Here is a 25,510-nt window from a genome sequence, read left to right as displayed (position 1 = left end):
GCTCAAGCTGACTGGCTTTGGGGCGCGAAACGGTTGCTCTCGACGCGTGCGACCATTTCGGACCGGCGGAAATAAATCGCGCGGCCGCAGCGCAGTGGTTGTCTGCCCTGGACGAAAACAAACTGCTCGTCGGCCCGGGCGTCGGCAAGGATTTCGGAGACGGTCGCCAATCGCCGGCCGCGTTCGGATCTCTGTTCCGAAGCGCCGGTCGAGGCGGTGCCGATCTCGAGCGGTCGTGCGCTTTTTCCCCGGTTTTTTGTCTCGGAGCTCAGCACGACGCCATGTTCGCCGAGCGTTTCGGAGACGGCGCGAGCCTGTTCGAGTGAGCCGATCGCCGCGTAGGATCGCCAGGAAGCGCTTTCGAACCAGGCGCTCTTGCCGCCGTCGCCCCACTGCTCCCTGAGCTGCCCTTCGGACTGATAGAGCATGACCAGCGTGATGCCGTATTTGCGGCCGGCATCGCGGGCGCGGGCCAGGGATGTCATGTAGCCAAGACGTGCGATCTCATCGAGCAGGAAGACGACGCGTCCGCCGGGCAACACACCATCGGCCTCATAGACGGCATTGAGCAATGATCCGACAACAACACGGGCGAACGCCGGCGTCGATTCCAGCACCTTCATCGGGATGTTGATAAAAAGGTCGAGATTGCCGGCAACCAGATCAGCAGTGCGAAAGCTGTTGCCCGACAGCAGTTTTGCATAGGCGGGGTTGGCGAGCCATTCGGTCTGCTCGCTCATGTTGCCGTAGACGCCGGAGAAGGTCTCGGCGACCAGTCCCATCAACTGGCCGGCGAGATGGCGGGCGCGATGCGAGGAGGAGTGTTCAAATATGCGCGCCAGCTCGTCCCGCATTTTTTGCTCCGGCAAGGCGAGCCGTTGCGCCAGTGTGACAAGATTGCGTTTGTCGTCGGACAGATTTTTATCGAAAACGATGTCGGAAAGCAGGGTCTCGACGATGGCCTTGCCACGGCCCTCGAAAAAGGCCTTGCCGGAGACGCCGTGCGGCGCATCACGGGTGGCGGTGTGTTTCTCGCCGCAGATCCAGTCGACGACCGAGCGGATGTCACCGTCGATGAGGGGCGAAGCTTTTGCCAGCCAGTCGAGCGCATTGAAGGCTCCGGTTCCCTTCATCGGATCGATTGATATGGCGCGCCGGCCCATGGCCGTGCGCGCGCCGGTCAGCATAGGCGCCAACTCGGAGGAGGGATCGAGGGTGACGATCGGGCCGCGCCAGGTGAGCAGCGTCGGCACGCAGACGGACACAGTTTTGTAGGCGCCAGAGCCGGCGAAGACGAGACCATGGGTGCCGCCCCAAGAGAGGTCGAAGGTGAGCAGAGGTGACTTGCCACCCTTGCCCCAGGTTTTTCGATCGCGCGAATCGAACTTTTGTCTGCGCCGCGCCGGCGCATCCTGGTCAACGCGGTAGGCTTCGCCGATGACGATGCCGCCGAGATCTTTTGTGCCCGGCGACCTGTTGGCACCACCAAACAGATTTTGCGCTTCACGAATGTCCATCCAGTCGGCGTGGCCAAAGATGTCGGAAGCGGCGCGTTCGATCGGCGCAACGGAGTGTGGGCGCAACGACCCGCCCATCAGGATTTTTGTTCCGGCAACGCTGGCGAGAAACCCGACGGCACCGGCATAGAAGACGCTCATGTCCGCCGCGTTCAAAATGGCGGACCAGGGATAGGCCGGCCGCAGGTCGAGCAGCCGTGTCGCTTGCGGCCAGACAGTGAAAACCGTTGCGGCGGCCATGCCCAACACGCCGGCGATGGCAGTGAGGGGCAGCACAATGCCGGATCGGCGCAGCAGGAGAGCCGCCGCCATTGTGATGGCCGGACCGAGCAGGGCGATCGATGGCCATGCCGCATAACCAAGTCTGTAGATCACTGATGCCGGCGACAGACCAGTCCGATACCAGTCGAGCAAGGCGTCGCCCCACAGGGCATGCGCGTAGCGCCAGGCGGGATACCAGATGACGAGCGGCAGGATGGCGATGAGCGCTTTGAACGCAGTCTTGACGAGATCGTAGGAGAGCCGTCCAATCACTTTTTGGCCCCTCCGCGTCGGCGCTATGAGCGTTCAGACTTTTTGCCGCGATCCGGCTCCCGATCGGACTCCGCCGTGGAATGAACGCGCCGCACGCTGCCGTGTTGCTCGGCGGCAAGTGTCGCGACAGCATCGTGATCCGCCAGCCCCTCCCAGTGCTGCAGAACCTTGTTCCAGCGCAGGCCGGCGCCGCGCAGGCGGGTCGCGAATGGGGTCGGCAGCGGAGCAGGGAAGGTGAGGGTCAACGGTTCGTTTGTTGCGCCATTGCCGATCGTTTCCCCAGCGAGCGCGGTTTTACCAGCCTTGATCCACTCGGTAACTTTTGCCTTGTCGCCCGCGACAACGGCAAGCGACAACAGCCCGCCATAAAGCGCGGCTTCCTCCAGGTCCAATAATCCGGCGCGTTCGACGAGGGTTCCGGCTTCGATGAGGCGGCGGGTGCGCTGCTTGCGTTCGTCCGCCTTGAGTTTTGCTTCCTGCTCGGCGAGTTTTGCGCGCTGCTGCTCCAGGCGGTTCATGCGTTCGGCAAGCGAGGTGCGGGCCATGGCGAGAATCTCCGCTTTTTCTCCCTCCGCCAAGCCCAAGCGGACTTTGCCAGCCGAGGCGCGTCTCTTCAACCCCCTTTTGTATATGCCGGCGAATGCAACCAAGGCCCCCGGCGTTTTCTGCCGGCTGCGGATTCTGCCACATCGCCTAAGGTCTGTCGACGGACGATGTTATTGCAGACGCAATATGCATTCTTCGAATGCTTGCTTGCGCCAGATCATCGGTGATGGCATCCTGTGGCAATGGCTATCGCTTTCGCCCGTGCCCGCTACATCTCCCGCTCGGACGGCGGCAGTGCGGTGCGCTCGGCCGCCTATAACGGCCGCGAGGCGATCAAGGGGCAACGCACCGGCGAGGTGTTTTACTTCAAGCACCGCGAGGCGCCGGAGCATCACGAGGTGCTGTTGCCGGAAGGCGCACCGTCAGAGCTGGGGTCGAGCGATGCGCTGTGGAACGCGGCCGAGGCCATGGAAAAACGCAAGGACGCGCAGCTGGCGCGCGAGCTCGTGCTGGCCCTGCCGGCCAATGAAGAGCTTGGCCATGACGACCGGGTGGAGCTGGCAAGGTCGTTTGCGCAGGAACATTTTGTCTCGAAGGGGCTGGCGGTGCAGCTCGATGTCCATGCGCCGCATGGGGCGGAGAGCGAGGGCGAGCGGGCCAATTACCATGCGCATTTGTTGATCACGACGCGGCGTCTTGGGGAGGAGGGGTTTGCCGCCAAAAAAGCGCGCGATCTCGATCCCGTCATCAAGCGGGGCGGGGGGCGGGCCATTGTCGCTGAGGGTGAGGCCTGGGGACAATTGTGGCGCGATCATCAGAACCGCTATTTTGCCGAACAGGGGCTTTCGATCCGCGTCGATGCGACGAGCGCGGTGCCGCAGGAGCATATCGGCCCGATCCGCATGCGCACGCCGGGTGCGGAGGCCAATGTGCGGGCCGAGCATATCAGGCGAGCCAATGAAGAAGCCGCGCGCGATCCGGACCATGTGCTCGCTGTTCTGACGCGCAACCAGGCGAGCTTTTCCGAGTACGATCTCGACCGGCATCTGAAAAGGCACATTCGCGATGAGGGCGAACGGGCGGATGTGAAGGGCAAGGTGCTCGGGCGTGACGATGTGCTGGCGCTGCATGACCGGGAGACAGGCGAGAGTGCAGGACGCTGGACAACGCGGGCGGTGCGCGACCAGGAGATTTTGGCGCTTGCCGATGGTCGGCGCGTGGCCGGAGGGTCACATCGCGATGTCGGGGCAAGGGCGCGCGAGCGGCTCGTATCCGTGCAGGAACTGCGCGCGGATCAGTTGGCCGCGTTCGATCATGCGACGGAGTCCGGCGGGCTAAAGATAATCGAAGGCCGGGCCGGGACCGGAAAGAGTTTTGCCCTTGGCTCCATTCGCGAGGCGCATGAGGCGGCGGGTTATCGGGTTGTCGGACTGGCGCCGACAAACGCCGTGGCGCAGACGATGAAGGAGGACGGTTTTGCGCGCTCGTCGACCGTTCATGCCGAACTGTTCCGGCTGAAGAATGGCCGTGTGCAGTGGGACCATCGCACGCTGGTTGTTGTCGACGAGGCGGCGATGACGGACGCCAAGGTGACCGGCGAGGTGTTACGCGAAGCGCGGCTGTCGGGCGCCAAGGTTGTGCTGGCAGGCGACGACCGGCAACTCGGCTCGATCGAGCGCGGCGGGCTGTTCACGGAACTGAAGAAAGAACACGGCTCGGCCGAGATCACGCAGGTGACACGCCAGAAGGTGGATTGGCAAAAAGAGGCGGCGCGCGATCTGTCGGGCGGGCGCTTCGAGCAAGCCTTGCGGGCCTTCGCGCGAAACAAATCGGTGGTGTGGACGTCGAAGCAGGACGAATTGCGAGAAAAACTGGTCGAACGGTGGGCCAAGGCTGCTGCCTCCAATCCGACGGCATCGCGGTTCGTGTTCGCCTATACCAACAAGGATGTCGACGCGCTGAACAAGGATCTGCGCGCGGTTCGTCGCGAGCGTGGTGAGCTCGGTGAGGACTTTGTGTTTACCACCAAGCACGGGGAGGCCGCGTTCGCGGTCGGCGACCGGGTGCAGTTCACGGATACGCTGAAGGGCGCCGGCATCTACAACGGCAATGCCGGCGTGATCACCAGCATTGACCGCAACTTTGGCCGCATAGGTGTCGTGCTCGATGCGGCGGCAGGCCGGGAAGGGCGGAAGGTCGAATGGTATGCATCGGAGTTTTCTGGATTCCGGCACGGCTATGCCGGCACGATCTACAAAGGCCAGGGCAAGACGATCGACCATACCTATCTCATGCACACGCATCACTGGCGTGCCGCCTCGAGCTATGTTGCGCTGACGAGGCAGCGTGAGAGCGCGACAATCTTCGTGGCGACCCAGACTGCGCGGGATTTGCGGCAGCTCGCCCGCCAGATCGGCCGCAACGAGATCAAGGCGGCGTCAGTGGCTTATGCAACACGCGACGAGCTCAGCGCGGAACAACGGGCGAAGTTGGACGAGGGACGGGCGACGGAGAACGCTCGGACAGTGTTGCATGTTGGGCAAGCTCAGGATGACCGGGAACCAGAGGAGCAGCGGATGGCTTCAGTTGTCGAAGAGGCACGCGCGGGCATGCGTCAGGCAGATCCGCGCACACCGGAAATGCAGTCCGGCGCGATTGCCAAGGACGCGGAGAGCCAGCGTCGGCCTGAGCATCGAGGCGCGACGCCTGAGCCCGTCGTGGCGCAGAAGTCAAAAAAGGCAGGAGGCAGCTATCGCCGCGGGCCAGCTGATGATCGGGTCGTGGCGAGCAAAACCGAAAATCGGCAGGCCGTTCCAGGTGCCAGAAATGAAGAGGGGTCGCCCAGCACCACCCCCGACCGGCCAGCGGACCTCAGGGTGCTGATAGCTGCATTCCAGGATGTGGCTGCTGGTGGCGTGCGCCGCGACAGCTTTGGGCGATCGATCGACGAAGAAAGCATCGCCGCTGCTGTCAGTCGCGATGCGGATGTACAGCGCGAGCGCGAGGCTCGCTCAATCTATCTGCAGACCGCCTACCGTGATCCGAAATCCGCGGCGCGGCGTCTCGACGAAATCATTGCGCGAGACGGCCCGACAAGTGCTGCACAACGGATATCGGTTGATGCAGCACTGCTTGGCGAACTGCGGGGCAGGGAAGGGTTCTTCGCCGGCGCTAAGGCTCGTGAGGAGCGGGAAGCAGCTCATAGAGCAACCGCAGCGATCGGTCCGAACATTGTCCGGACTGCCGAGTTCGAGAACCGGGCCGAGCAATACTATCGCACCGAGGTCGAAAAGCAGCTCAAGGCTGACGCGGTGGAGGTAAGGGATGTTTCGGATCGGGCGAAAGCCGCGCTCGGAAAAATTGCAATGGCCAAGGATGATCGCGAGCGAGCCGAAGCCTTCAAGGCGGTGTCAGCCGATCAGGAGGTCAGTCGGGAGATCGCCACATTCAGGAAATCGATTGAAGCCCGTTTCGGTGAAGACGGCGCTCGCGAAATCGCTCGTGCGACAGCATCGGGCAAACCGTTTGAACATCCGTCCGCACCGAAATCCGAGCAGGGCAGGTTGGGTGAGGCCGCGGCTCTCTATTCTGCAGTCCGATCTGGTGAAGTCGCGTCCAGGCGACAGGCCGAAACTGAGCGTCTTTCAGCGCGAGAATCCAAGTCGACACGGCTGAAGCAGTAGGGAAAAGGGCTGCTATGAAAGCGGCGCGGGGGCCGGCTGTCGTTTTCATTCAGCGCGGAGCCTTGATGCCCCCCATCTGCGGACGCTGCAATCGGCCCGCTAGCCATTGCGAAGCGTGAGCGCGCCGAGAGGACAGGTACCGGCCTGATCCGCAGGCAGCCAGGTGTCGCCCACAGCATCAAACTGATCATCGAGCCAAATCAACTGCCGTCACTTCGGGCCTACCCAACCAAACCTCTGTGCAGAGGTACTGGTGCCCCTGTAGAGGGTCGCGCGATGCTCCTTCAGGAGCCGGGCGACCTCGACCGCGCTCAATATCGTCGTTGATGAGCCGTCGCGCATGGGCGAGCTCGTCGGCCGATAGGGCAGGGGAGAGACCGAACCGCATCCGGCGCGCCCTCGCCCCGATCCGGCGCGGAGACATCAAATAGCTCAAACCTCGCTAAAGTCGTAGCGAAACCCCCGGACCTCCCAAAGCTCTGACAGGGTCGGGGTTTCTTTCAAAAAACGAAGAACCTTCCGAGCCGCGATCAAATTGTAGGGGAACATTCCAATTGATGAGTGCCCACAATTCAGCCGCACGACCTCAGGCGGAAGATTGCACTTCGCCAGCAACTTAATGAGACGCTCAGAGCCTTCTCGGCGCGCAACCGTATCGTCCTTACCGAGCAAGAACATCAAATCCAGACGAGGACGTGTAAGGCCGAAAAGATGCTTCTCTAGATCGATGAGACCCCAAGCGGTTCTTAGCCCTTCCAGTGACATGGACGGTTCAATACGACCACGTAAGGCCGTCATGGTCTCCGCAGTCCAGACGAGATCAGCTGGGCTTCCCGGCGATACCATGAGAACCGCCTTATCAACCTTCTGCTCTTGGGCAGCAACGAGACCCGCAATCGTGCCACCCAAACACATCCCCACAACCGAGATTTTCTGATACCCCTGATCATAAAGCCAACGAACAATCTTACGGCCATCTAAGACAGCCTGTCTCATCGACTGGACGGTGCGCCCTAAATTCGCGTTGAAAAGTTTCTCCTCAGAATAGTCATTCGAAGCCCGCCCAAAATGATACGGAAGTGTAGCTTCAATAACCGTTATGCCCTTTCGAGCGAAGTATTTTGAAAATGCCGGATACCGACTCCGAGCATACCAATGATGAAACACAACAATCGCATGTTGTTTCAATCCACTGTCGGCAACAACGCATTCGAACGCATTGTTCGTCCGGTCTTCAGTTGAAATATCAGATTGGAATATAACACGATCCGCTTCTTCCCTTAACGGAACAGCTGGCAATATAGGTGCGAAAAACGCCTCGCCCTTGGAAATTTCATTGAAGACCAGTTCGTCAGAACCATCTTGAGAAAATGGAACCGCCTTATCATGAATACGCCTCTGTCGTTCTAATGATCTCAGAACGTGCTTGCGATCATAACGGCGCGCTAGATAACGGAACATTTTCTCTCCTTTCTTGCAGGTCGGAAACCTATCATCATAAAACCAATGCTGAAGTCCCGCCGTACTTCATTCACTCGACAAAGGCGGCTGGACATCCCTCCACACTGTTTAGCGCCCGATAAAGGGTTGCTCGATGCACCTTCAGGAGCCGTGCAATCTCAGTCACTGGCTTGTCTTGGGCGATGAGCTGACGGGCGTGCGTGACCTGGTCGGCCGATAGGGCAGGGGAAGGACCGAACCGCACTCCACGTGCCCTGGCCGCGATCCTGCCGGCGCTGGTGCGCTCCACGATCAAGGATCGCTCGAAATCCGCAACGCCGGCGAACACGGTCAACACCATGCGGCCGGCCGGCGTCGTCGTGTCGGCCCATGGCTCGGCCAAAGATCGCAAGCCGGCCTCGGCCTCCCTGATCCGCTCGGCAATATCGAGAAGGTCGCGCGTCGATCGGGCGAGGCGGTCTAGCCTGGTGACCGTCACCACGTCGCCGGGGCGCAAATGGTCGAGGAGCTTCACAAGCTCGGGCCGATCTCGCTTTGCCCCGGAAACCTTTTCCTCAAAGAGGCGAATGCAGCCGGCCGCGCCAAGCGCCGCGTGCTGCTGGTCGAGGTCCTGGCCCTGGGTGGAGACCCGGGCATAGCCAATCATCATCGTGGCGGGTTTCCTCGCAAGTTATGTCGCAAGGACAATTATCACTTGCGACAAAGACATGCGACACAAAAACCCCCTGACTTTCAGGGGACGACCGATCTGTCGCAGCTTTTAGGAATTATGCGACGCAGCAACGATCTGCCGAAGAAGCTGCGCGAAATGGGCCGATATGGTCCGACCTGGAACGCCGGCCTTCGGGGTTGCGGAAGAGTTCAGAGTCTCCCGTTGAGTCGTGTCAGGCGGTGAGGTGGTGCTAAGTAGCATAGATCTGTCTAACTGAAGCTTATAGGGGGAGTGCCTACTGTAACAGTTGAGAGATTTCCGGTAGGTTATCGTGAGTAAGACGGTCGATTTTTACCATGAATACTTTGAATAATTGAAAAAATATAAATTGTAAATGGCGAAAGTTGCATAATCTATCTTATGGAACTGTCGCAAATTCGTCTGCCCAGCGGTTTCTCTGCGACCGGCGCTCGACATATAAGGCCACAACAGCGGCGTCCAAGACGTCCGGCGGAAATCGTCGCGCCAGACGCCATCCTCGCTGAATGGGCACACATTGAGAAGCGGTTGGGCGGCAGCGGCGGCACCATAGAGGCAAAATGCAACTTCCCGCTGATCCAAAGCGAGAACGACCTAATCCTCGTCGACATCGGCGGGGCGGTAAATTCCAGCCAACGGAGGGACAACTGGAAACCGCACTTTCGGCCGCAGGACACAACCCTGCCGCCGTCACCAAGGTGCTGCTCACCCACGCGCATCCAGATCATCTGTGGGGCATGCTAGGTTCCACGGGCAAGCTGCGCTTTCCGAATGCCACCTACTACATCGGCGCAGCGGAGTGGGACTTCTGGATGACCCCGGACTACGCGTCCTCCATGCTCGAAGTGCTACATCCGTTCGCGCAAGGCTCGCAACGGGATCTTTCCGCGATCCGCGAGCGTGTAATGACCGTGAAGGATAAGGACGAAGTCTTACCGGGTATTCATGCGATAGCCACGCCGGGACATACTCCCGGACATTTCTCCTATGCGCTTACCGGATCTGAGACGCTTGTCGTGACCGGAGACGTCGTTACCAACGAGATCGTTTCGTTCGAGCATCCGGCCTGGCGCTTCGGCAATGACACCGACAAGCAAGCCGCTATCGCCAGTCGCCAACGCTTTGTCGACCGGTCGGCGACAGATCGCTTCCGGCTCCTTGGCTACCATTTCGCCTATCCTGGCCTTGGCGCGGTCGAGAGAATCGGCAGTGCATTTCGTTTTGTCGCGAATGCGCAATGAAGGCGATCAACTTTCGGAAGGCTCCTGAAGTCCTGGCGCTTACATCGTCGTTCCCGAAGGTCTGCATTCCGGCGTGTAACCAAACGTCGGCAACTAGCGCTCCTTGTCCTGCTGGTGCAAGCGTTTCCCCACCCCCGCACCGTACTGCGGTCGGATTCAGGCATCTTGCCGGAACTCACGATAATCGTCATCCTTGCCAGCCCGACGGCCAGCGTTCCGACCGGTCGTCACGGAGTGCCCGCCCTTGCAAGAAGACGACGCCGGAAACGCATTCCAAGAGGCGATCCTCGCTTCGGTGGTTCGCTCATCGCTCGACTGCGTGATCGTCACGGACGAAGCCGGATTGGTTGTGGAATTCAACCCGGCGGCCGAGGAGACCTTCGGCTATTCGCGCGCTGAAGCGGTCGGCAGACAGATCTCGGAGCTCATCGTCCCGCCGCATCTGCGCAAGGCGCACGCAGATGGGCTTGCGGCCTATCTTGCGGGTGGCGTCCCGCTGTTGCTTGGGCGTCGCACAGAGCAGACTGCCATGCGAGCGAACGGCACCGAGTTTCCGGTGGAACTCACGATCACCGAAGCCCGGAGCGGCAAACGTCGCTTCTTCACGGCGAGCTTGCGCGACCTGTCGCAGCGCCAGGCTGCCGACGCCGCTCTGCGTGCCAGCGAAGCCCGATTGGCGGCGTTTATGAAGCATGCTCCCGTAGGCATGTACCTGAAGGATACCGACGGTCGCTATCTGGTCGCCAATCCGGAAATGGGAAAGGTCTTCGGCCGGCCGGCCGAGAGCGCAATCGGATTAAGCGCGGCCGACATTTTCGGGCCCCAGGAAGCCGCGATGATCGCGGAAAACGATCGCCGCGTCCTGGAATCAGGACAGGCGATTGCAATTGAGGAATTCCTAAGCAACGCGGCCGACTATGCCTGGAGCCTTGTCGTCCGCTTTCCCGTTCTGGGAGCCGATCAGCAGCAGGCGCGCATCGGCGGCTTCGATATCGACATAACCGAGCAGAAGCGCGCAGCCGAGCGCCTGCAGCAAAGCGAGCGGCGCTTCCGAGACCTCACTCACTATCATCCGGTTCCGGTCGTTTTCATAGACTCGCGAACGAGGCAGCTGATTAACGCCAATCCCGCCTTCCGCGAGATCATGGGCATAGGCCCGGAGGACGAGGACAGCTTGCGGCAGCACCGCTGGTTCGCCACACGGGAAGACTATCGGCGCCTCAAAGCGCTGTCACGTCAGCAGCCGCGCGCCGACGGCGTGGAGGCTCAACTTCGGCGTCTGGACGGCTCCATGTTTCCCGTGTCGCTGAGTTGGCGCCACATCGAGATGGACGACCGACCGGTGATCGTCGGCAGCATTCTTGATCTCACCGCAACCAAGGCGGCTGAAGCCGAACTGGCGCGGTCGCGCGAGGCATTGGCTCAGAGCGAGCGCCTCAACGCACTTGGTTCGCTGCTTGCCGGCGTTTCGCACGAACTCAACAACCCCTTGGCGGTCGTCGTCGCGCAGGCCCAGTTGCTGGAAGAATTTCTAGGCGGAACCGCCCACGCACAGCGGGCCGGCAAGATCAGACTCGCCGCCGAGCGCTGCGCGCGCATCGTGAAGACCTTCCTGGCAATGGCGCGACAACGCCAGCCGGAGCGCCGCAGTATCGACGTCAACGATCTGATCCGCGCAGTTCTCGACATCGCCGGCTACGGTTTGCGCACGGCAGGCATCGAGGTGCAATGCCGGCTCGCCGAGGGCCTGCCGCCTCTGGAAGTCGACCCTGACCAGATGCATCAGGTGTTCTACAACCTGATCGTCAACGCGCAACACGCCCTGCAGGAGATACCGGCACCGCGGCGGATCGAGATCGAAACGTCGCTTGAAGGCAATGACCTCCAGATCGTGATCGCCGACAATGGCCCCGGTGTGCCCGCCGAGATCCGGAATCGCGTTTTCGATCCGTTTTTTACCACCAAGGCTCAGGGTGCGGGCACCGGGATCGGGCTCGCTTTCTCGCTCAGCGTGGTGCAGTCGCACAATGGACGGCTGGCCCTGCTTGACCGTGCGGACGGCGCGCATTTCCGGTTGCTGTTGCCGGTGGAGGCCTGCACTTCGTCAGATTCAGTCGAAGGTGTTGCGGCGCACTCGGTCGCGGGCATCGGTTGCACCGCCCTTGTGGTCGATGACGAGCGGGAGGTTGGGGAAACGATGGCAGAACTACTAGAGGCTGAAGGTTTTGCCGTCAGGATCGTCGAGGACGGCGCCGGCGCCAAGGCAGCGCTGATGAGTGCTGTTTTCGATGTGATCTTTTGCGATCTGCGGATGCCGAACATCGACGGCCCCGCCTTGTTCGATTGGGCCTGTCAGGCAATCCCGGGCATAGCGGAGCGATTCGTTTTCGTTACCGGCGACACGCTCGGCGGCGCTGCGGCGCGCTTCCTTGAACGGGCCGGTCGACCAGTTGTCGAGAAGCCGTTTTCGCGCGATTCTATCCGCCGGGCACTAAGCTCGTTGGCAGACGTTCCGCGCTAGCCAACGACCCTCTTTGCGCGCTGGCGCCTTCGGACAACACCGCAGCGTCAGCGAACACGCATCGCAGTCCAGCTTGCTCGCGCAATACCGCATAAAACCTTTTTCTTCGACACTGCGTTGGCGCATGGGCTCGGATTATATCGCGATGGAGCGTCCTACGTCTCAATCGGGTCGATTCAAGCCGTAGCGCGAAGCTCAGGTTTGGAGAAGCGCCGGGAATGGCAGCTCCTGGCGCTACCCGGGCGGCGGGCGATTCAGCTGCTCTGAAGGCCGAGGTGAGCGTCAAAGGGCCGACTCGGGTCAGTGCTTGCCTTAGAAGTCCTCCGAACGAAGGGCAGAGAAGGGTCGGAACGTTGCCATTCGTCTCATCGATGGGAACGAGCAAGTGGCGCCATTTGCTGACCTCCGCGCTACAAGCGCGGAAAGTCGGGTTTGGGGCCGTCACCAGTCATGGGTTTCGGCTTTCGGGAGGAGGAAATCTCAGCCAAGCCCCTTTTCGAAATCGTTCTATCGAGTGAGGTTATCCTCTCACTTGATATCGATCCCCAGGTCTCATCCACGACGCTTCGAGTCATTGCAAATCCGGCACCACTTCATAGGTCCAAACTCGAAACGCCTTCAGGACGTGCGGGCCGAAGGAATTGATGAGCGGTATGTCGGCCGCATCTCGGCCGCGTGCGACTACTATCCTGCCGATCCGCGGCGTGTTGTTGCGCGGATCGAAGGTATGCCATTCGCCATCGAGGAATACCTCTATCCAAGCGCTGAAGTCCATCGGATCGACGACCGGGACGCCGATGTCACCGAGATGACCGTTGATGTAGCGGGCGGGGATGTTAAGGCAGCGGCAAAAGGTCACCGCGAGATGCGCGAAGTCGCGACAGACGCCGATGCGTTCGTTGAATGCCTCGAAAGCTGTCCGGGTCGACCGGGCCTGCATGTAGTCGAAGCGTATGTGGTTGTGGACGAAGTCGCAGATCGCCTGCACGCGACCCCACCCGGGCGGGATCGTGCCGAACAGGTCCCACGCAATCTGGCTGAGACGGTCGGTTTCGCAATAGCGGCTGCCCATGAGGTAGACGAGACAGTCGTCCGGCAATTCCGCCACCGCGAGTTCCCGTGCGTTGGGCAGCACCCTGTCCAACTTGCCGTCATCCTCGATCGTCGCATCGCCCCACATCGTCAGGTCGCCGGCCGGCGCGACCAGCCGGCGACATCGGTTGCCGAAGAGATCGCGGTAGGTCGATACCGGAACGTCGGGGGCGGTGAATGTCGTTTCTGGAACCCTGATGTCGGCCGCACGATCTTCGTGGACCGACAGGAGACATACCAATGCGGTCGGCTGCTGGCAGGTCAGCGTGATTTCATAGCCATAGCGGATCAGCATGAGGATACTCGCTCCTGATCCGACTACCGGAAATCGGCGGCCGTTAAAATATAGAATTCGCGACGTCGGTGAGAATAAGCCTTGCGCGCTGCGTCGTAGATGGACGTGCGCATTGAATCGAACGCGGCGAGGCACTTCGCCTCCGATGGCGCTGTCCCACGTAACTCCGCGCCCGATTTCTCCAGTGCAGCGGCCTCCACCAGGAATCGCACTTGGGACATGCCGTCATGGCCGCTGAAGCGGACGACGTTCTGCTCATCATCGAAGCTGCGGCTCGGGTTTGGAAAGGACAGTGTCATGACCGGCATCCCATCGCTTCGCCCGACGCATCCCGGGCGAGTGCCGGCAGGCTGATGGGCTGTTTGCGGCATTCGGCGTTGCGAATATTGAGAGACATCATCCTGCTTGTGGCCTGTGACCTGTCTAGGCCAGTCAAGTCATCGTTGCCGACACGCGCCGTAACGCCCGTGAAGACATGATAGACCGTCCAGGACCTATCCGCTTCGATACGACGACCGTATTGGTGGTCCGTGAAATCATTGCCCGGTGCGCCGCCCTCATTTTCCCAGATGGCGATCGCGACACTATTGCGTCGCAGCTCGGTTTGATTGTTTTGACCGTTCATGATTGTTGCCTTTCGTCATTGGCCGCTTCAGCGTTAGTGACGCCAGAATAGAGTGTCGCGCCGTTGGCGTCGGTGATCGTCATGGCGTCTGGTCGCTGCGGCATGTCGAGGGTTTGCGAAAGCAGCCGCGCAATCTCGATCGCGTCACTGGTATTCACCGCTTCCTTCGTTTCGCGGCCGACGACGGCATGAGCGTCGTCCGCGTTTCGGGTGCGGTAGAATTCGATCACGATCTTCATCACTGACCGGACCCGTTCCGAACGAGCGCCATGGCTGTCAGCTCTTGCCCTTGCCACGTGGGGCATTGGCCTCGGCCTGCTTACTCTGCGCGCCGAATGCGCCTTCAGGTTTCGGCGGTGCTTTCACCTGTTTCGGCTTTCTGATCTCGCGGCTGCTGCGTTTCTGTCCCTTGGCCATTGCCGAACGTCCTTTTTATGAGTGTTGCGCCATCCGGTTGATCCGGGCCTAGCGGTTCCAAGCGGTCTTGGGTCGCAACCCGTTCATGGCGCTCGTCGTCATTGCGAAGGCGGTATTGAAACGAGTTGTCGCGCGGAGGTAGCGTTGCGGTGATCCGGTATATATCCCCAAGCTTGGGCGACGTTTGGAACCCGCCCTTCAGCCGGACGCACTGCCCAATCGAAAAAAGATGTTTTGCAGCGTCGCGCGGGGTTGCACGGCGGGATGGTGCCATCATGATTGTTCAAGGTCCTTTGCGAGGGCGGCTTCCAGGTCCGCTGGATTGATCGGCACCATCTGCTGCGTCGGAGCCTGCGTGGCGACCGCCGGCAGGTGCATGAAAGCGCCGACTCGTCGCCAGGCAAGCCGGGAGGTGCCCTCTACCAGCTCCTCGTCGTGGTCGACGCGGTAGTCTCCCGCCGGTTGCGGCGCGTCAAAACCCGGCAAGCGGAAATCCGATGAAAAGTGAACGACAGTTTGCGTGGTGCGGCTGGTCATATTGCAGGCCTCCGCAGGAGCACGCGGATGCGCCTCCTGCATCATTCCCGCTCGAACCGGACGACCCCGATGCTGCCAGTACATCCGTGGTCAGCGCCAGGGTCCAATCCAGATCGAACAGAGCGAAGTGCGCGCCGGATCGGCGGTATGCATTCACTGTCGAGATTCGGGGTGTATGGCGGGTCTAGGTCTCTGACACCGCGAAAGCCAATCGGCCAAAATCAACGCACTCTATATATGCTCCTCAATCGAGCTGCGAACAAGGCGCGAGCACTTTTAAATTTGGGTACTTTCGCGTAACGGCAAAAGGAGAGGCTAAGCCAACTACCTTTACACGGAAATAATTAGACAGCCACCAATTTATATTTTCCTGTTTCCAGGCTATCAGGTTTTATTTTTGGCACTCCTATCATTCGAGTGCCAAAGGGCCTAATACAAAGGCGCGGCCCACCTATGCGCCGGCCGCAGAAAGAATCCCAATGAAATTCCGGCCACTTCACGACCGCGTCGTCATCCGACGCGCCGAAGGCGATATCAAATCCAAGGGCGGGATCATCATTCCCGACAATGCCAAGGAAAAGCCGCAGGAAGGCGAGGTGATTGCCGTCGGTCCGGGCTCGCGCGACGAAAGCGGCAAGCTGATCCCTCTCGACGTGAGGGCTGGCGACGCCGTCATGTTCGGCAAATGGTCGGGAACCGAGGTCAAGATCGACGGCGAAGATCTCCTTATCATGAAGGAGACCGACATCATGGGCATCATCGACAAGGCCAAAGCGGCCAAGAAAGCTGCCTGACCGAGCGATTTTCCCGCTCTCCTCATTTCAAGACTGAACTGGACGAAAAATCATGTCTGCCAAGGAAATCAAATTCGCAACCGACGCTCGTGACCGCATGCTGCGCGGGGTCGAAATCCTGAACAACGCCGTCAAGGTAACGCTCGGTCCCAAGGGCCGCAATGTCATCATCGACAAGGCCTATGGCCCGCCGCGCATCACCAAGGACGGCGTCACCGTCGCCAAGGAGATCGAGCTTTCCGACAAGTTCGAGAATATGGGCGCGCAAATGGTGCGCGAAGTGGCCTCGAAGACCAATGACCTGGCCGGGGACGGCACCACGACCGCAACTGTGCTTGCCGCCTCCATTCTTCGCGAAGGTGCAAAGCTTGTTGCCGCCGGCATGAACCCGATGGATTTGAAGCGCGGCATCGACCTTGCCGTAGCCGCCGTCGTGAAGGACATCCAGGCCCGGTCCAAAAAGGTGAAATCATCGGAGGAGATCGCCCAAGTCGGCACGATTGCCGCCAATGGCGACGCGTCCGTCGGTGCGATGATCGCCGAGGCGATGAAGAAGGTTGGCAATGAAGGTGTAATCACAGTCGAGGAAGCCAAGACGGCCGAGACTGAACTCGAGGTGGTCGAGGGCATGCAGTTCGATCGCGGCTATCTCTCTCCCTACTTCGTTACCAACCCAGAGAAGATGCGCGTGGAACTGGAGGATCCGTACATACTCCTGCACGAGAAGAAACTCGGCAATCTGCAGGCCATGCTGCCGATCCTCGAGGCCGTGGTGCAGAGCGGCAAGCCGCTGCTGATCCTCTCCGAGGACGTCGAAGGCGAAGCGCTGGCGACCTTGGTCGTCAACAAGCTGCGCGGCGGCCTGAAGGTCGCGGCGGTCAAAGCCCCAGGCTTCGGCGACCGCCGCAAGGCTATGCTGGAAGACATCGCCGTTCTGACGCAAGGACAGCTGATCTCGGAAGATCTCGGCATCAAACTCGAAAATGTCACCATCGACATGCTCGGCCGAGCCAAGCGCGTAGTCATCGAAAAGGACACGACGACGGTGATCGACGGCTCCGGCGAAAAGCAGGCGATCGCCGGCCGCATCCAGCAGATCAAAGCGCAGATCGAGGAGACCACCTCGGACTACGACAAGGAGAAGCTGCAGGAGCGGCTGGCGAAGCTTGCCGGCGGTGTTGCCGTCATTCGCGTCGGCGGCGCGACCGAGACCGAAGTCAAGGAAAAGAAGGATCGCATCGATGATGCGCTGAACGCCACCCGCGCCGCTGTGGAAGAGGGCATCGTGGCAGGCGGCGGCGTAGCGCTTCTTCGTGCCACGGCAACCTTGGCCGGGCTTACCGGAACCAATGCCGACGTGACGGCGGGTATTTCGATTGTCTTGAAAGCACTCGAAGCACCGATCCGGCAGATCGCCGAGAACGCTGGCTTTGAAGGTTCGGTCGTCGTCGGCAAGTTGGCCGGCGGCAAGAACCCCAGCGAGGGATTTGATGCCCAGACCGAAACCTATGTCGACATGATCAAGGCCGGCATCATCGATCCCGCCAAGGTTGTCCGCACCGCTCTGCAGGACGCGGGCTCCATCGCCGCGCTTCTGATTACCGCCGAAGCCATGATTGCGGATGTTCCGCCGAAGGATGCAGCCGCTGCGGGCAATGGCGGCGGCATGGGTGGAATGGGACACTAAGCAGCGGCTGAATGCCCGGCGGCTGGCGGCCGGGCGCAATCCAGAACAACACTCAAGGAGGAGAACTTACATGGCCATGCAGACCAATACCAAGCAATCGCTCGCCCAGCGCTGGGAAGCCTATCAGCCATCCAAATCGGCGCTCGTCTGGGCGTGCGCTGCGACGGCTGTCGCAACGATGATCGTCGGCTTCAGCTGGGGCGGGTGGGTCACGGGCGGCACGTCGCTAGCACAGGCAAAGGCCGCCGGCGACTCGGCGCGCAGCGAATTGGCCTCAGTCATCTGCATCGACAAGTTCAATGCGTCTCCGGATAAGTCGGCGCAACTCACCGCATTGAACGCAATCTCCGACAGCTACAAGCGGCGGCTGTTCGTGGAGGCAGGAGGCTGGGCGACGATGCCTGGTCAGACGTCTCCCGACAGGCGCGCCGCCGAAGGCTGCGCTGCAGCACTCGCAGCCTAAGCCACGCAAATGTAATCGTCTTCGGACGTCTTCGCGTCAAACCAGGAACACGATAATGATCTCTTTTGTGAAAAAGACGGACACGACGCCGACGAGCAGGGAAGTCGAAGACAATCGCTTCGAGCAGATCCGCAAGGAGGCCGCGGAACGGCACCGGAAGGCGGATACGGACGGCACCCGTCGCCGTGCTCGCTCGACGGCCGAGGACAACCGGCTTATCTGAGGCGAGCTGGAGCGGCATCGTACAAAATAAGACATGAAACAGGCCGACCTAAGTGTAGTTCGGTCGCCATGGCGCTGTATTATTTCGACGTGCGCGACAATGACCGGCTCTTTCCCGACGATGAGGGGACAAGGCTTGCTGGAAGCCTCAATGCTGCTCGTGCGAAGGCTTTCGCGGCCCTGGCGGACTATGTGAGAGAAATCGCACCACCCGACCGCCGCTGCTGCCTTGCAATCGAGGTTCGCGACGAACACAGCCAACCAATCTTGAAGGCGACAATGACCTTCGAGATCGAGTTATCAGGCCGGCAAATATAGGCGTATGTCAGTTTTATTGCGTCCACGCGATGTAGCGATCGGGCCTACCTCACTAGAACGCCCGGTGCCTTTCAGCGAAATATTCGACCACAACAACTGGCGATGCTCTCTCGAAGTACACATCGCATGCGCCACTGGCAATCTGAGATGCCGGATCGAACGACCTGGGCAGCAGAATGAGAAAACCAGTATCCCGTGCCTTTGGCATCCGGGGACCTCAAACAACCCCACCAAGGCAGTCGCAGCAGGCCACTCGGCTCGCTGGAGCGCCCCGATAAAAGAGTATCTGACGTCGTCGGACCGAACCGCGATGGTCGGGTTTCTGATCAACATTATGGGTTTTAGTTATTATCCTCATCGTGTTCTTCGGATAAACTGCCGACAACCCTGCCGTTTTGAAGTCGATTTCGTCCAAATCTCGGACTCCACTCGCTCCAAATCTAAAGTTGAGAGCGGCCCACAAGGAAACAACACATGTCGGACGCTATCCTTCCGAAGCAGAAGATGCCCAAGCTGGTCGTCGTCATGGCGTTCGACCCTGATGACGACGGCGTGCTTCAGGTTGTATTCGGCCCAGCCGAGCAGCAGAGCGAGGAGCGTGCAATTCGGACAGCGAAGGCGCTGGCACCCAAGCATGCCGGCGTCATCGCCTGGTCGCGAGAAGCCAATCCGGCGCTCGGCGAGTATGGCGAGCCTTCGACCTTGTTCGTCAGCGGAGATGTGCCTGCCATGGAATGAGCGGCGGGATGGTCGGGAACGTCACCCACGCCAGGCTGCTTAGGCGATCGGTGCGGAAGTGCAGCGATGGCACCGATTTTGCGATTCCGATCAAAAACAATCTCGCTGTCATGGGAGGCACATTCTCGAACATGCAGCGGCCAAGCGTTGTGTATTGATGGATTGGGGTTAGGCGGGCATGAAACGAACGATGTACGCAATCGTATGCGTGGCTTTGATCGCTGCGGGCTCGGCGTTGCTCTTTTCGATGTCTCTCGACCCCCCGAATGAACCGTTTGCGGCTAGCAAGTTACAGGACGGCTAAATCTTGGACGCACTCCCGAACTGGCTAGCAATAGCGAGGCAAGATAACCGCAGCCGCTGCGGAACATCCGCACTAGCCAAACGAAGCGCGGGCGAGGCGGTTGGACCTATGGCGGCATTTGACCTGACATGGCACAATGACCGGTGGTCTGTATGCCAATTTCGGGAACCGGCTTGATGATTCCCAGCACGCTCCAAGCCCCTGACCTCCCGGCAAATGTTCTCGAATTTGACGATGACGCGCTGTTGGACATCGTGCAGCGGCATACGGCCCGGTACTTCTGGGAAGGCGCACATCCCATTAGCGGCCTTGCCCGTGATCGACAGAAGACCACCGGTGCTCCGGCCAACGATCTCGTGGCGATCGGCGGCTCTGGCTTCGGCATCATGGCCATCATCGTTGCGGTTGAACGCGGATGGATCGATCGCACGGCGGCGTTAAGCCGATTACAGGGAATGCTGGATTTTCTGGAAAGCTCGCCGCGCTATCAGGGCGTGTTTCCTCATTTCATCAACGGCCGCACTGGTGCGACAATTCCATTCCGTCGCAAGGACGACGGCGCTGATCTGGTCGAAACCACTTTCCTGTTTCAAGGCCTGATTTGCGCCCGCGAGTATTTCGCCGGGATGGCAACCGAGGAGGCGCGCCTTCGCCAGAGCGTAGACGAGCTATTGTCACAGGCCGAATGGAACTGGTTCACGCGCGGGGCTCGGCAACTCATGTGGCACTGGAGCCCCAACCACGGCTGGGCGATGGACAGCCCGATCAGGGGTTGGAACGAATGCCTGCTCACTTTCGTGCTGGCGGCGGGATCAGCGCGCCACTCCATTGATCCGGGCATCTATCACGAAGGCTTTGCTGGTGGACCCGACTTTCGAAACGGGCGCGACCATTACGGGATCGCCCTGCCGTTGGGAATGAATTCTGGTGGTCCGCTCTTCTTTTCGCACTATTCCTTCTGCGGGCTCGATCCGCGAGGCCTAAGCGACCGATATGCCGACTACTGGCAACAGAACCTCTGTCATACGCAGATCAATTATCGGCATTGCGTTCGCAATCCCCATAAACATTTGGGATACAGCCCTGACTGCTGGGGTTTGACCGCGAGCCATGGGCCGCGGGGATACATCGCGAGTGCACCTGACAGGGACTTTGGCGTAATCGCTCCGTCCGCTGCCCTGTCGAGTTTCCCTTATGCCCCGGCCGAAGCGATGCGCGCACTGCGTGGTTTCCTGACCAAGCCTCTAAACCGCATATGGGGCCGGTTCGGCTTTGTCGACGCGTTTTGCGAAGGTCGCAACTGGTACTCCCGAACCTATCTGGCGATCAATCAGGGGCCAATAATCGCTATGATAGAAAACCACCGTACAGGGCTTTTGTGGAGATTGTTCATGGGCGCGCCGGAAGTGCGCTGGGGCTTGGCGAGGCTGGGCTTCTCCACCCAGCATCTGGACAGCATCAACGTCCGCTCAGGGGGTCAAGAGCTGCCGCGGATTTAGTCCATGGGGATGGATTCTTCCCTGAACGATCGCCTGGCAGGTCCACGCGGTTCGCGATGCGCTTGCGCGCCGCCTCGTAGCTCCGGCGCGGAGTGCCAAATGTCAGGGGTAGTCGCGAGATAGTCTAAGCGTTGAGCCTAAACGTTACCATGTAGTCCCAAAGACCATTGCATAGATAGCGGTTCCAACAAACAACACGGTCGACATTCTCATGAATAGCTGAAATGAAAAATAATCTCTCATCGCGGCCTCCTTTGTTTTGTTAATTTTTCTTGGCCAACGTTTGACCATATCACATATGAATGCGCGCTGGTAATTTATTTCCAGAGTTTCTAGAGGAGGTCTCGATCAAGCAGCTGACCGTTTGCAGCCGCAGGTCGAAGTCGGTTTCGTAGATCGCCTGGTTGATTGCCTCTCGCTTCGACGATAGTCGCTGGCCCTTTAATTTTGGGCTGGATCGCACCGTCAGCGCGTGGTGGGCGTCCATGACAGGGTGAGCGTGGTGACACCGGAGGGCACTCCCTATCCGGATCGACCGCGATCTTCTCACGCGAATGGTCGAATCCCGCGGCTGGGCCGGACGACATCGGGCGTTAGCTGCTTTCTGTTTATAGCGTAACATCCGCTACAATCGCGCTCGGCCGAGGCTGCTGCTGTCGCCTACCCTCCCTATTATGCAGCGCGGGCTACCGACCAGCGTCTGTTCTTTGTCGTACTGCCGACATTGGCGTATCGGCCGCCGAAGGTCGCCTCAGGGTCAGATCGCGTCATGCGACGCTCCCAACTGGATGACGGCGAAGGGTCGAACTCGGTCGTTCAGAGTGATTGGGTTTTGGCGGCTAGAGCGGCCCGGCATGAGGTGGTCCGGACTGTGAACGAGGGGTGTCGGCAGAGCGCGTCTCATAGGGGGCCCACAAGCCAGTGCCACCCCCCGCCGACAAACCCCGGCGGGCGGGTGCCTCGGGGACACGATGGTAGATTGCCAATGCGTTCGCGCGTGTGGCCTTAAGTCGCAAACTATTGGCTTCAGAAGCAGGACGTCGGGCTTCATTGACGGTGCTACCAACACCATATGGTGATCCATAGCCCTCCAAAACGAGACAAGCTCGCCCCGACGGGTCGCACTGCGGCCGTCAGCCGGCAATTGCCATGAACTAGGAAACCATCATGCCTGAAAATATCAGATTAACTTCGAGAGATGTCCCCCTCATTCAGCTAGGCCTCTATCAGTGCCGCTTCCCGGTGAGCGAAGACCCGTCAGTACCCGGCGGTTATCGTTTTTGTGCTGGGCCAACTTCGCCGGATCGCGTCTACTGCGATCACCACCACAATATTGTGACCGCAGTGGACCCTCGTCGAGCCCGTTCGGGTCTTCACCTCGCTCAACGACGCGCCGCGTAAATCTGGCTGGCGGCGGCCTCCCGGCCAGGCGCTATGCGCTCCAAGGCCTTGGCTACGACCATTCCGTCGGCTCGGTCTGGCCCATCCTCCCTTATGCCGTCTTCGCCGATGTATCCCCCGTCGCCCGATTGAGAACGACGACTTCTCGCCGAAGCGATCGCTTCGGAATGCCGTCGTAGTCCGACCAGAAGCTCCGTGTGCTTTTGTAGAGGTCGAGGGTCCAATCCAACGTCTCCGACGGTGATCGTGACCAGGTCGCAACCCCGCAACTTGCTGTCGATCGCGAGATTGAACAGTCAATCTGGTATGCGGTGGGCATGTCGAGAGATGGATGAGTAGCAGTCAACAACGGGCGCCGATTGGCCCGTGCCGAAAAGTCCTGCCAATGCTGCTGCTTCCGCTTCGATGTCGAGCATGCGATATTGATACCTGTCTCAAGCGCGCCGCGAAAGTGGTGTCCGCTTTGGGTCATTCCTTCGCCTCCAGCAGGATTCGGTACTCGGGCGGCGCCTTCAGCAAGGAGTCGATAGCGCCACTTGCCAACCTCAGCACCTCTAAGCGCGAACGTCTGGTGTGATGCCCGATGCGCGAGTTCGTAGGGCATCTCGCTGTTACATCGCGGTGACAAAAGCACCGCCACGGTGGCATCAACCGGTTACGCAGGGCAGGAAATATCTCCGGCCTTCTGGGAGTGGCGTGTCAGCGTCTCTACAGGCTGCGTGGGCGTGTCGTCGCTTGGCTGTTAGCGCGGCGACTGGAACGCTCCACGCCTCGCAAGCGGGATAGCGAAATCTCGTGAAGGCAAGGTCGAGCTGCGTTCTGCGTTCTGAATCGTCGACGGGCGGCGACTGGGAGAGATGGATACCATGCACACGGGGAGTCAGGAAGTTGGCAGGACATGGACGCGGGGCGGCCCGCGTGCAGGCGCTTGGCTGAGTGGTGCAATGGCCACGCAGCGCCACCTCGCAGCGATCCTGGCTTGCGACGTGGTCGGCTATTCGCGCCTGACGGAGCGGGACGAGCGCGGCACGCTCGAGCGGCTGAAGATCTACCGCAAGGACCTCCTCGAACCGCTGGTCTCTGAGCACCGGGGTCGGATCGTCAAGCTCACCGGCGACGGCATGTTGTGTGAGTTCGCGAGCGTCGTCAACGCGGTGGCCTCGGCGATGGCGATCCAGCAGGCCCTGGCAGAACACGAGGCGGAGATGCCCGAGGAAGAGCGGATTCGCTTGCGCATCGGCGTCAATCTCGGCGACGTGGTCTGCGAGGACGACGGCGACCTCTACGGCGACGGGGTCAACATCGCCGCCCGCCTCGACAGCATCGCCGATCCCGGCACCGTGGTCGTCTCGGGCACCGCGTACGACCACCTTCAGGGCAAGCTCGACTGCGGCTTCACGCCGCTCGGCAACCTGCGCCTCAAGAACATCGAGCGGCCTGTGCGCGCCTACCGCGTCGAGAGCGACGCCAGCGCCTCGGTGGCTGCACCGCCTCCCTTGCCCGAGAAACCCTCGATCGCGGTTCTGCCTTTCACAAACATGAGCGGCGATCCCGACCAGGAATACTTCGCCGACGGGCTGGTGGAGGACATCATCACGGGATTGAGCCGGGTGAACTCCTTCTTCGTGATCGCCCGCAACTCGTCGTTCACCTACAAGGGCCGGGCGGTTGACCTGCGCCAGGTCGGGCGCGAGCTGGGCGTCCGCTACGTGCTAGAAGGCAGCATCCGCAGAGCAGGATCGCGGGTGCGCATCAGTGGGCAGTTGGTGGACGCGATCAGCGGGCACCATGTCTGGACCAACCGCTTCGAGGGCGACGTGAGCGACATCTTCGACCTGCAGGACAAAGTGACCGAGAGCGTCGTCGGCGCAGTCGAACCGAGCATCCGGCTGCAAGAGATCAAACAGGCGCGCATGAAGCCGACCGAGTACATCAGCGCCTACGACCTCTACCTTCGCGCGCTGCCGCGCTTCGCGCGAAGGCTTTGCCGACGTGCGCCGGCTCACCAACGAGGCGCTCAGCATCGACCCTGGCTTCATCCTGGCGAAGGCACTCGGCGCCTATATCCGCAGCCTATCCGTGAGCCAGTGCTGGCACGAGCCGGACGATACCCGAGTCGCCGCGCGCATGGCGCGCGAGGTACTGGCGGAAGCGCGCGACGACCCCACGAGCCTACGCTTCGCCGCGCAGGTGCTCGCCTACAGCGCGAAGGACTACGAGGTGGCGCTGGGCGCGATCGAGCGATCCCTGATGCTCAACCCCAATTCGGCGCAGGGCCATACGGGCAGCGGCTGGGTGAACGCACATTCCAGCCGCCCGCTCGTCGCCATCGAGCACTTTCACAGGGCAATGCGGCTGAGCCCGGTCGACCCCGAAAAGGGCATCGCGCTCTCCGGCATCGGGATGAGCTACCTGATGCTCGAGCGCTACGAGGAAGCGCTGGCATGGGGAGAACGTGCGCTGCACGAGATGCCTAACTACGGCTCCTCGCACCGGGTGGTGATCATGGCGCTGATCAAACTCAACCGGCTGGACGAAGCGCAGGCGGCGGCGCGGCGGCTTATGAAGGGGTTCCCGACCTACACGCTCACCCTGCAGAGACAGATCAACCCGTGGCTGGACGAGGTGTTCGCCGAGCGTTACGTCGAGGCGCTGGGCATCTCCGGCGTGCCGGAGTGATCGTCGCGGTTGCAATGCCCGGCGAGGCGACGTTCCCTTGACCCCTTCGCTTCTGGAAGGACAGTTCTCTGGCCGGCTTGTCTGAGGACTGAGCGCGTAGAGCAGCCGTGAACAGCCGGCAAGCTCTCTGTTGGGTTCGCGTCGAACTTCCGGTTTCCACCGATAGTGTTGAAAAAGTCCGGGTTGCAGCAGTCCTGAAGCACTTCTCTATTCGGCATGTTGAGGTCAAGCGCTTTCGAGCTTGC

Annotated in this window: 21 protein-coding genes and 2 pseudogenes; 13 read left to right on the top strand and 10 right to left on the bottom strand. The window is 60.6% G+C overall.

The annotated features are described in order from the left end of the window. Nucleotides 1-2 precede the first annotated feature (2 nt). Both NKI97_RS32495 and NKI97_RS32490 read right to left on the bottom strand, forming a co-directional pair. The gene (locus NKI97_RS32495; protein ID WP_352838336.1) at nucleotides 3-2,051 is read right to left on the bottom strand and encodes a type IV secretory system conjugative DNA transfer family protein; all 2,049 of its coding nucleotides are present in this window, start codon (nucleotides 2,049-2,051) and stop codon (nucleotides 3-5) included. A 23-nt stretch (nucleotides 2,052-2,074) separates the two neighbouring features. Beyond that, a complete protein-coding gene (locus NKI97_RS32490) occupies nucleotides 2,075-2,596 on the bottom strand; it encodes a conjugal transfer protein TraD (protein WP_352838335.1) in 522 nt (173 codons plus the stop codon). Nucleotides 2,597-2,839: 243 nt separating this feature from the next. Here NKI97_RS32490 and NKI97_RS32485 point away from each other — a divergent pair, with 243 nt between their 5' ends. Beyond that, nucleotides 2,840-6,280, top strand: coding sequence for an AAA family ATPase (locus NKI97_RS32485; protein WP_352838334.1), 3,441 nt, complete (start codon nucleotides 2,840-2,842; stop codon nucleotides 6,278-6,280). A gap of 432 nt (nucleotides 6,281-6,712) precedes the next feature. Here the strand turns inward: NKI97_RS32485 and NKI97_RS32480 are convergent, their stop codons facing one another. Together NKI97_RS32480 and NKI97_RS32475 are read right to left on the bottom strand one after the other, a co-directional pair. Continuing rightward, entirely contained in the window at nucleotides 6,713-7,741 is a 1,029-nt protein-coding gene (locus tag NKI97_RS32480; protein ID WP_352838333.1) for an alpha/beta hydrolase family protein, read from the bottom strand. A gap of 70 nt (nucleotides 7,742-7,811) precedes the next feature. After that, complete coding sequence (locus NKI97_RS32475; RefSeq protein ID WP_352453115.1) at nucleotides 7,812-8,390, bottom strand: recombinase family protein; 579 nt, start codon at nucleotides 8,388-8,390, stop codon at nucleotides 7,812-7,814. Between the two features lie 602 nt (nucleotides 8,391-8,992). Here NKI97_RS32475 and NKI97_RS32470 point away from each other — a divergent pair. Both NKI97_RS32470 and NKI97_RS32465 read left to right on the top strand, forming a co-directional pair. Then, nucleotides 8,993-9,673 carry an MBL fold metallo-hydrolase gene (locus NKI97_RS32470; protein WP_352453114.1) on the top strand — a complete coding sequence of 227 codons (681 nt, stop codon included), beginning with the start codon at nucleotides 8,993-8,995 and terminating at the stop codon, nucleotides 9,671-9,673. Between the two features lie 244 nt (nucleotides 9,674-9,917). Continuing rightward, nucleotides 9,918-12,194, top strand: coding sequence for a hybrid sensor histidine kinase/response regulator (locus NKI97_RS32465; RefSeq protein WP_502907138.1), 2,277 nt, complete (start codon nucleotides 9,918-9,920; stop codon nucleotides 12,192-12,194). 571 nt (nucleotides 12,195-12,765) lie between these two features. Here NKI97_RS32465 and NKI97_RS32460 read toward each other — a convergent pair. From NKI97_RS32460 to NKI97_RS32435, 6 genes are all read right to left on the bottom strand, one after another. Beyond that, entirely contained in the window at nucleotides 12,766-13,581 is an 816-nt protein-coding gene (locus NKI97_RS32460) for a transglutaminase-like domain-containing protein (RefSeq protein ID WP_352453112.1), read from the bottom strand. 23 nt (nucleotides 13,582-13,604) lie between these two features. Beyond that, the gene (locus tag NKI97_RS32455) at nucleotides 13,605-13,880 is read right to left on the bottom strand and encodes a DUF1488 family protein (RefSeq protein WP_352453111.1); all 276 of its coding nucleotides are present in this window, start codon (nucleotides 13,878-13,880) and stop codon (nucleotides 13,605-13,607) included. Next, nucleotides 13,877-14,206, bottom strand: a complete 330-nt coding sequence (locus NKI97_RS32450; protein ID WP_352453110.1) for a hypothetical protein — start codon at nucleotides 14,204-14,206, stop codon at nucleotides 13,877-13,879. Before NKI97_RS32450 ends, NKI97_RS32455 begins: the two co-directional genes overlap by 4 nt. Beyond that, nucleotides 14,203-14,445 carry a hypothetical protein gene (locus NKI97_RS32445; RefSeq protein ID WP_352453109.1) on the bottom strand — a complete coding sequence of 81 codons (243 nt, stop codon included), beginning with the start codon at nucleotides 14,443-14,445 and terminating at the stop codon, nucleotides 14,203-14,205. The genes NKI97_RS32450 and NKI97_RS32445 overlap by 4 nt, the downstream gene beginning before the upstream one ends. A gap of 104 nt (nucleotides 14,446-14,549) precedes the next feature. Continuing rightward, nucleotides 14,550-14,900, bottom strand: coding sequence for a hypothetical protein (locus tag NKI97_RS32440; protein ID WP_352453108.1), 351 nt, complete (start codon nucleotides 14,898-14,900; stop codon nucleotides 14,550-14,552). Further along, the gene (locus tag NKI97_RS32435; protein ID WP_352748331.1) at nucleotides 14,897-15,160 is read right to left on the bottom strand and encodes a hypothetical protein; all 264 of its coding nucleotides are present in this window, start codon (nucleotides 15,158-15,160) and stop codon (nucleotides 14,897-14,899) included. The genes NKI97_RS32440 and NKI97_RS32435 overlap by 4 nt, the downstream gene beginning before the upstream one ends. A gap of 479 nt (nucleotides 15,161-15,639) precedes the next feature. On the opposite strand from NKI97_RS32435, the gene NKI97_RS32430 reads away from it, so the two are divergent. The 10 genes and pseudogenes from NKI97_RS32430 (at nucleotide 15,640) to NKI97_RS32380 (ending at nucleotide 25,265) form a co-directional block, all read left to right on the top strand. Next, the gene (locus NKI97_RS32430) at nucleotides 15,640-15,954 is read left to right on the top strand and encodes a co-chaperone GroES (RefSeq protein ID WP_352453106.1); all 315 of its coding nucleotides are present in this window, start codon (nucleotides 15,640-15,642) and stop codon (nucleotides 15,952-15,954) included. Nucleotides 15,955-16,006: 52 nt separating this feature from the next. Next, nucleotides 16,007-17,641 (top strand): chaperonin GroEL, encoded by a 1,635-nt coding sequence (gene groL, locus NKI97_RS32425; protein WP_352748328.1) that lies wholly within the window; start codon nucleotides 16,007-16,009, stop codon nucleotides 17,639-17,641. Between the two features lie 70 nt (nucleotides 17,642-17,711). After that, nucleotides 17,712-18,104 (top strand): hypothetical protein, encoded by a 393-nt coding sequence (locus NKI97_RS32420; RefSeq protein WP_352453105.1) that lies wholly within the window; start codon nucleotides 17,712-17,714, stop codon nucleotides 18,102-18,104. Nucleotides 18,105-18,159: 55 nt separating this feature from the next. Continuing rightward, nucleotides 18,160-18,327 carry a hypothetical protein gene (locus NKI97_RS32415; protein ID WP_352453104.1) on the top strand — a complete coding sequence of 56 codons (168 nt, stop codon included), beginning with the start codon at nucleotides 18,160-18,162 and terminating at the stop codon, nucleotides 18,325-18,327. A 68-nt stretch (nucleotides 18,328-18,395) separates the two neighbouring features. Continuing rightward, nucleotides 18,396-18,644 carry a DUF6894 family protein gene (locus tag NKI97_RS35595; protein ID WP_502894985.1) on the top strand — a complete coding sequence of 83 codons (249 nt, stop codon included), beginning with the start codon at nucleotides 18,396-18,398 and terminating at the stop codon, nucleotides 18,642-18,644. Nucleotides 18,645-19,118: 474 nt separating this feature from the next. Next, nucleotides 19,119-19,382 (top strand): hypothetical protein, encoded by a 264-nt coding sequence (locus tag NKI97_RS32410; RefSeq protein WP_352453103.1) that lies wholly within the window; start codon nucleotides 19,119-19,121, stop codon nucleotides 19,380-19,382. 480 nt (nucleotides 19,383-19,862) lie between these two features. Next, nucleotides 19,863-21,185: a glucoamylase family protein gene (locus tag NKI97_RS32405; protein ID WP_352748324.1), complete on the top strand. Its 1,323-nt coding sequence runs from the start codon at nucleotides 19,863-19,865 to the stop codon at nucleotides 21,183-21,185. Nucleotides 21,186-23,443: 2,258 nt separating this feature from the next. Further along, nucleotides 23,444-24,379, top strand: a pseudogene (locus tag NKI97_RS35590) (adenylate/guanylate cyclase domain-containing protein); the annotation flags it as partial. A gap of 334 nt (nucleotides 24,380-24,713) precedes the next feature. Further along, a pseudogene (locus NKI97_RS32385) lies at nucleotides 24,714-25,001 on the top strand (tetratricopeptide repeat protein); the annotation flags it as partial. Beyond that, complete coding sequence (locus NKI97_RS32380; RefSeq protein ID WP_352838343.1) at nucleotides 25,002-25,265, top strand: hypothetical protein; 264 nt, start codon at nucleotides 25,002-25,004, stop codon at nucleotides 25,263-25,265. The last annotated feature ends 245 nt before the right edge of the window (nucleotides 25,266-25,510 follow it).

It is taken from the genome of Mesorhizobium sp. M0296, from assembly GCF_040321675.1.
Classification (GTDB): domain Bacteria; phylum Pseudomonadota; class Alphaproteobacteria; order Rhizobiales; family Rhizobiaceae; genus Mesorhizobium.
The sequence above is the reverse complement of the archived record's forward strand: the minus strand, read 5'-3'. Positions and strand labels throughout refer to the sequence as shown.

What these genes read in the sequence shown, in the direction of transcription:
- NKI97_RS32490 (WP_352838335.1), bottom strand. Translation starts at nt 2,596, where the DNA reads ATGGCCCGCACCTCGCTTGCCGAACGCATGAACCGCCTGGAGCAGCAG.
- NKI97_RS32485 (WP_352838334.1), top strand. Translation starts at nt 2,840, where the DNA reads ATGGCTATCGCTTTCGCCCGTGCCCGCTACATCTCCCGCTCGGACGGC.
- NKI97_RS32480 (WP_352838333.1), bottom strand. Translation starts at nt 7,741, where the DNA reads ATGTTCCGTTATCTAGCGCGCCGTTATGATCGCAAGCACGTTCTGAGA.
- NKI97_RS32475 (WP_352453115.1), bottom strand. Translation starts at nt 8,390, where the DNA reads ATGATGATTGGCTATGCCCGGGTCTCCACCCAGGGCCAGGACCTCGAC.
- NKI97_RS32470 (WP_352453114.1), top strand. Translation starts at nt 8,993, where the DNA reads ATGCAACTTCCCGCTGATCCAAAGCGAGAACGACCTAATCCTCGTCGA.
- NKI97_RS32460 (WP_352453112.1), bottom strand. Translation starts at nt 13,581, where the DNA reads ATGCTGATCCGCTATGGCTATGAAATCACGCTGACCTGCCAGCAGCCG.
- NKI97_RS32455 (WP_352453111.1), bottom strand. Translation starts at nt 13,880, where the DNA reads ATGACACTGTCCTTTCCAAACCCGAGCCGCAGCTTCGATGATGAGCAG.
- NKI97_RS32450 (WP_352453110.1), bottom strand. Translation starts at nt 14,206, where the DNA reads ATGAACGGTCAAAACAATCAAACCGAGCTGCGACGCAATAGTGTCGCG.
- NKI97_RS32445 (WP_352453109.1), bottom strand. Translation starts at nt 14,445, where the DNA reads ATGAAGATCGTGATCGAATTCTACCGCACCCGAAACGCGGACGACGCT.
- NKI97_RS32440 (WP_352453108.1), bottom strand. Translation starts at nt 14,900, where the DNA reads ATGATGGCACCATCCCGCCGTGCAACCCCGCGCGACGCTGCAAAACAT.
- NKI97_RS32435 (WP_352748331.1), bottom strand. Translation starts at nt 15,160, where the DNA reads ATGACCAGCCGCACCACGCAAACTGTCGTTCACTTTTCATCGGATTTC.
- NKI97_RS32430 (WP_352453106.1), top strand. Translation starts at nt 15,640, where the DNA reads ATGAAATTCCGGCCACTTCACGACCGCGTCGTCATCCGACGCGCCGAA.
- groL (WP_352748328.1), top strand. Translation starts at nt 16,007, where the DNA reads ATGTCTGCCAAGGAAATCAAATTCGCAACCGACGCTCGTGACCGCATG.
- NKI97_RS32420 (WP_352453105.1), top strand. Translation starts at nt 17,712, where the DNA reads ATGGCCATGCAGACCAATACCAAGCAATCGCTCGCCCAGCGCTGGGAA.
- NKI97_RS32415 (WP_352453104.1), top strand. Translation starts at nt 18,160, where the DNA reads ATGATCTCTTTTGTGAAAAAGACGGACACGACGCCGACGAGCAGGGAA.
- NKI97_RS35595 (WP_502894985.1), top strand. Translation starts at nt 18,396, where the DNA reads ATGGCGCTGTATTATTTCGACGTGCGCGACAATGACCGGCTCTTTCCC.
- NKI97_RS32410 (WP_352453103.1), top strand. Translation starts at nt 19,119, where the DNA reads ATGTCGGACGCTATCCTTCCGAAGCAGAAGATGCCCAAGCTGGTCGTC.
- NKI97_RS32405 (WP_352748324.1), top strand. Translation starts at nt 19,863, where the DNA reads ATGATTCCCAGCACGCTCCAAGCCCCTGACCTCCCGGCAAATGTTCTC.
- NKI97_RS32380 (WP_352838343.1), top strand. Translation starts at nt 25,002, where the DNA reads ATGCTCGAGCGCTACGAGGAAGCGCTGGCATGGGGAGAACGTGCGCTG.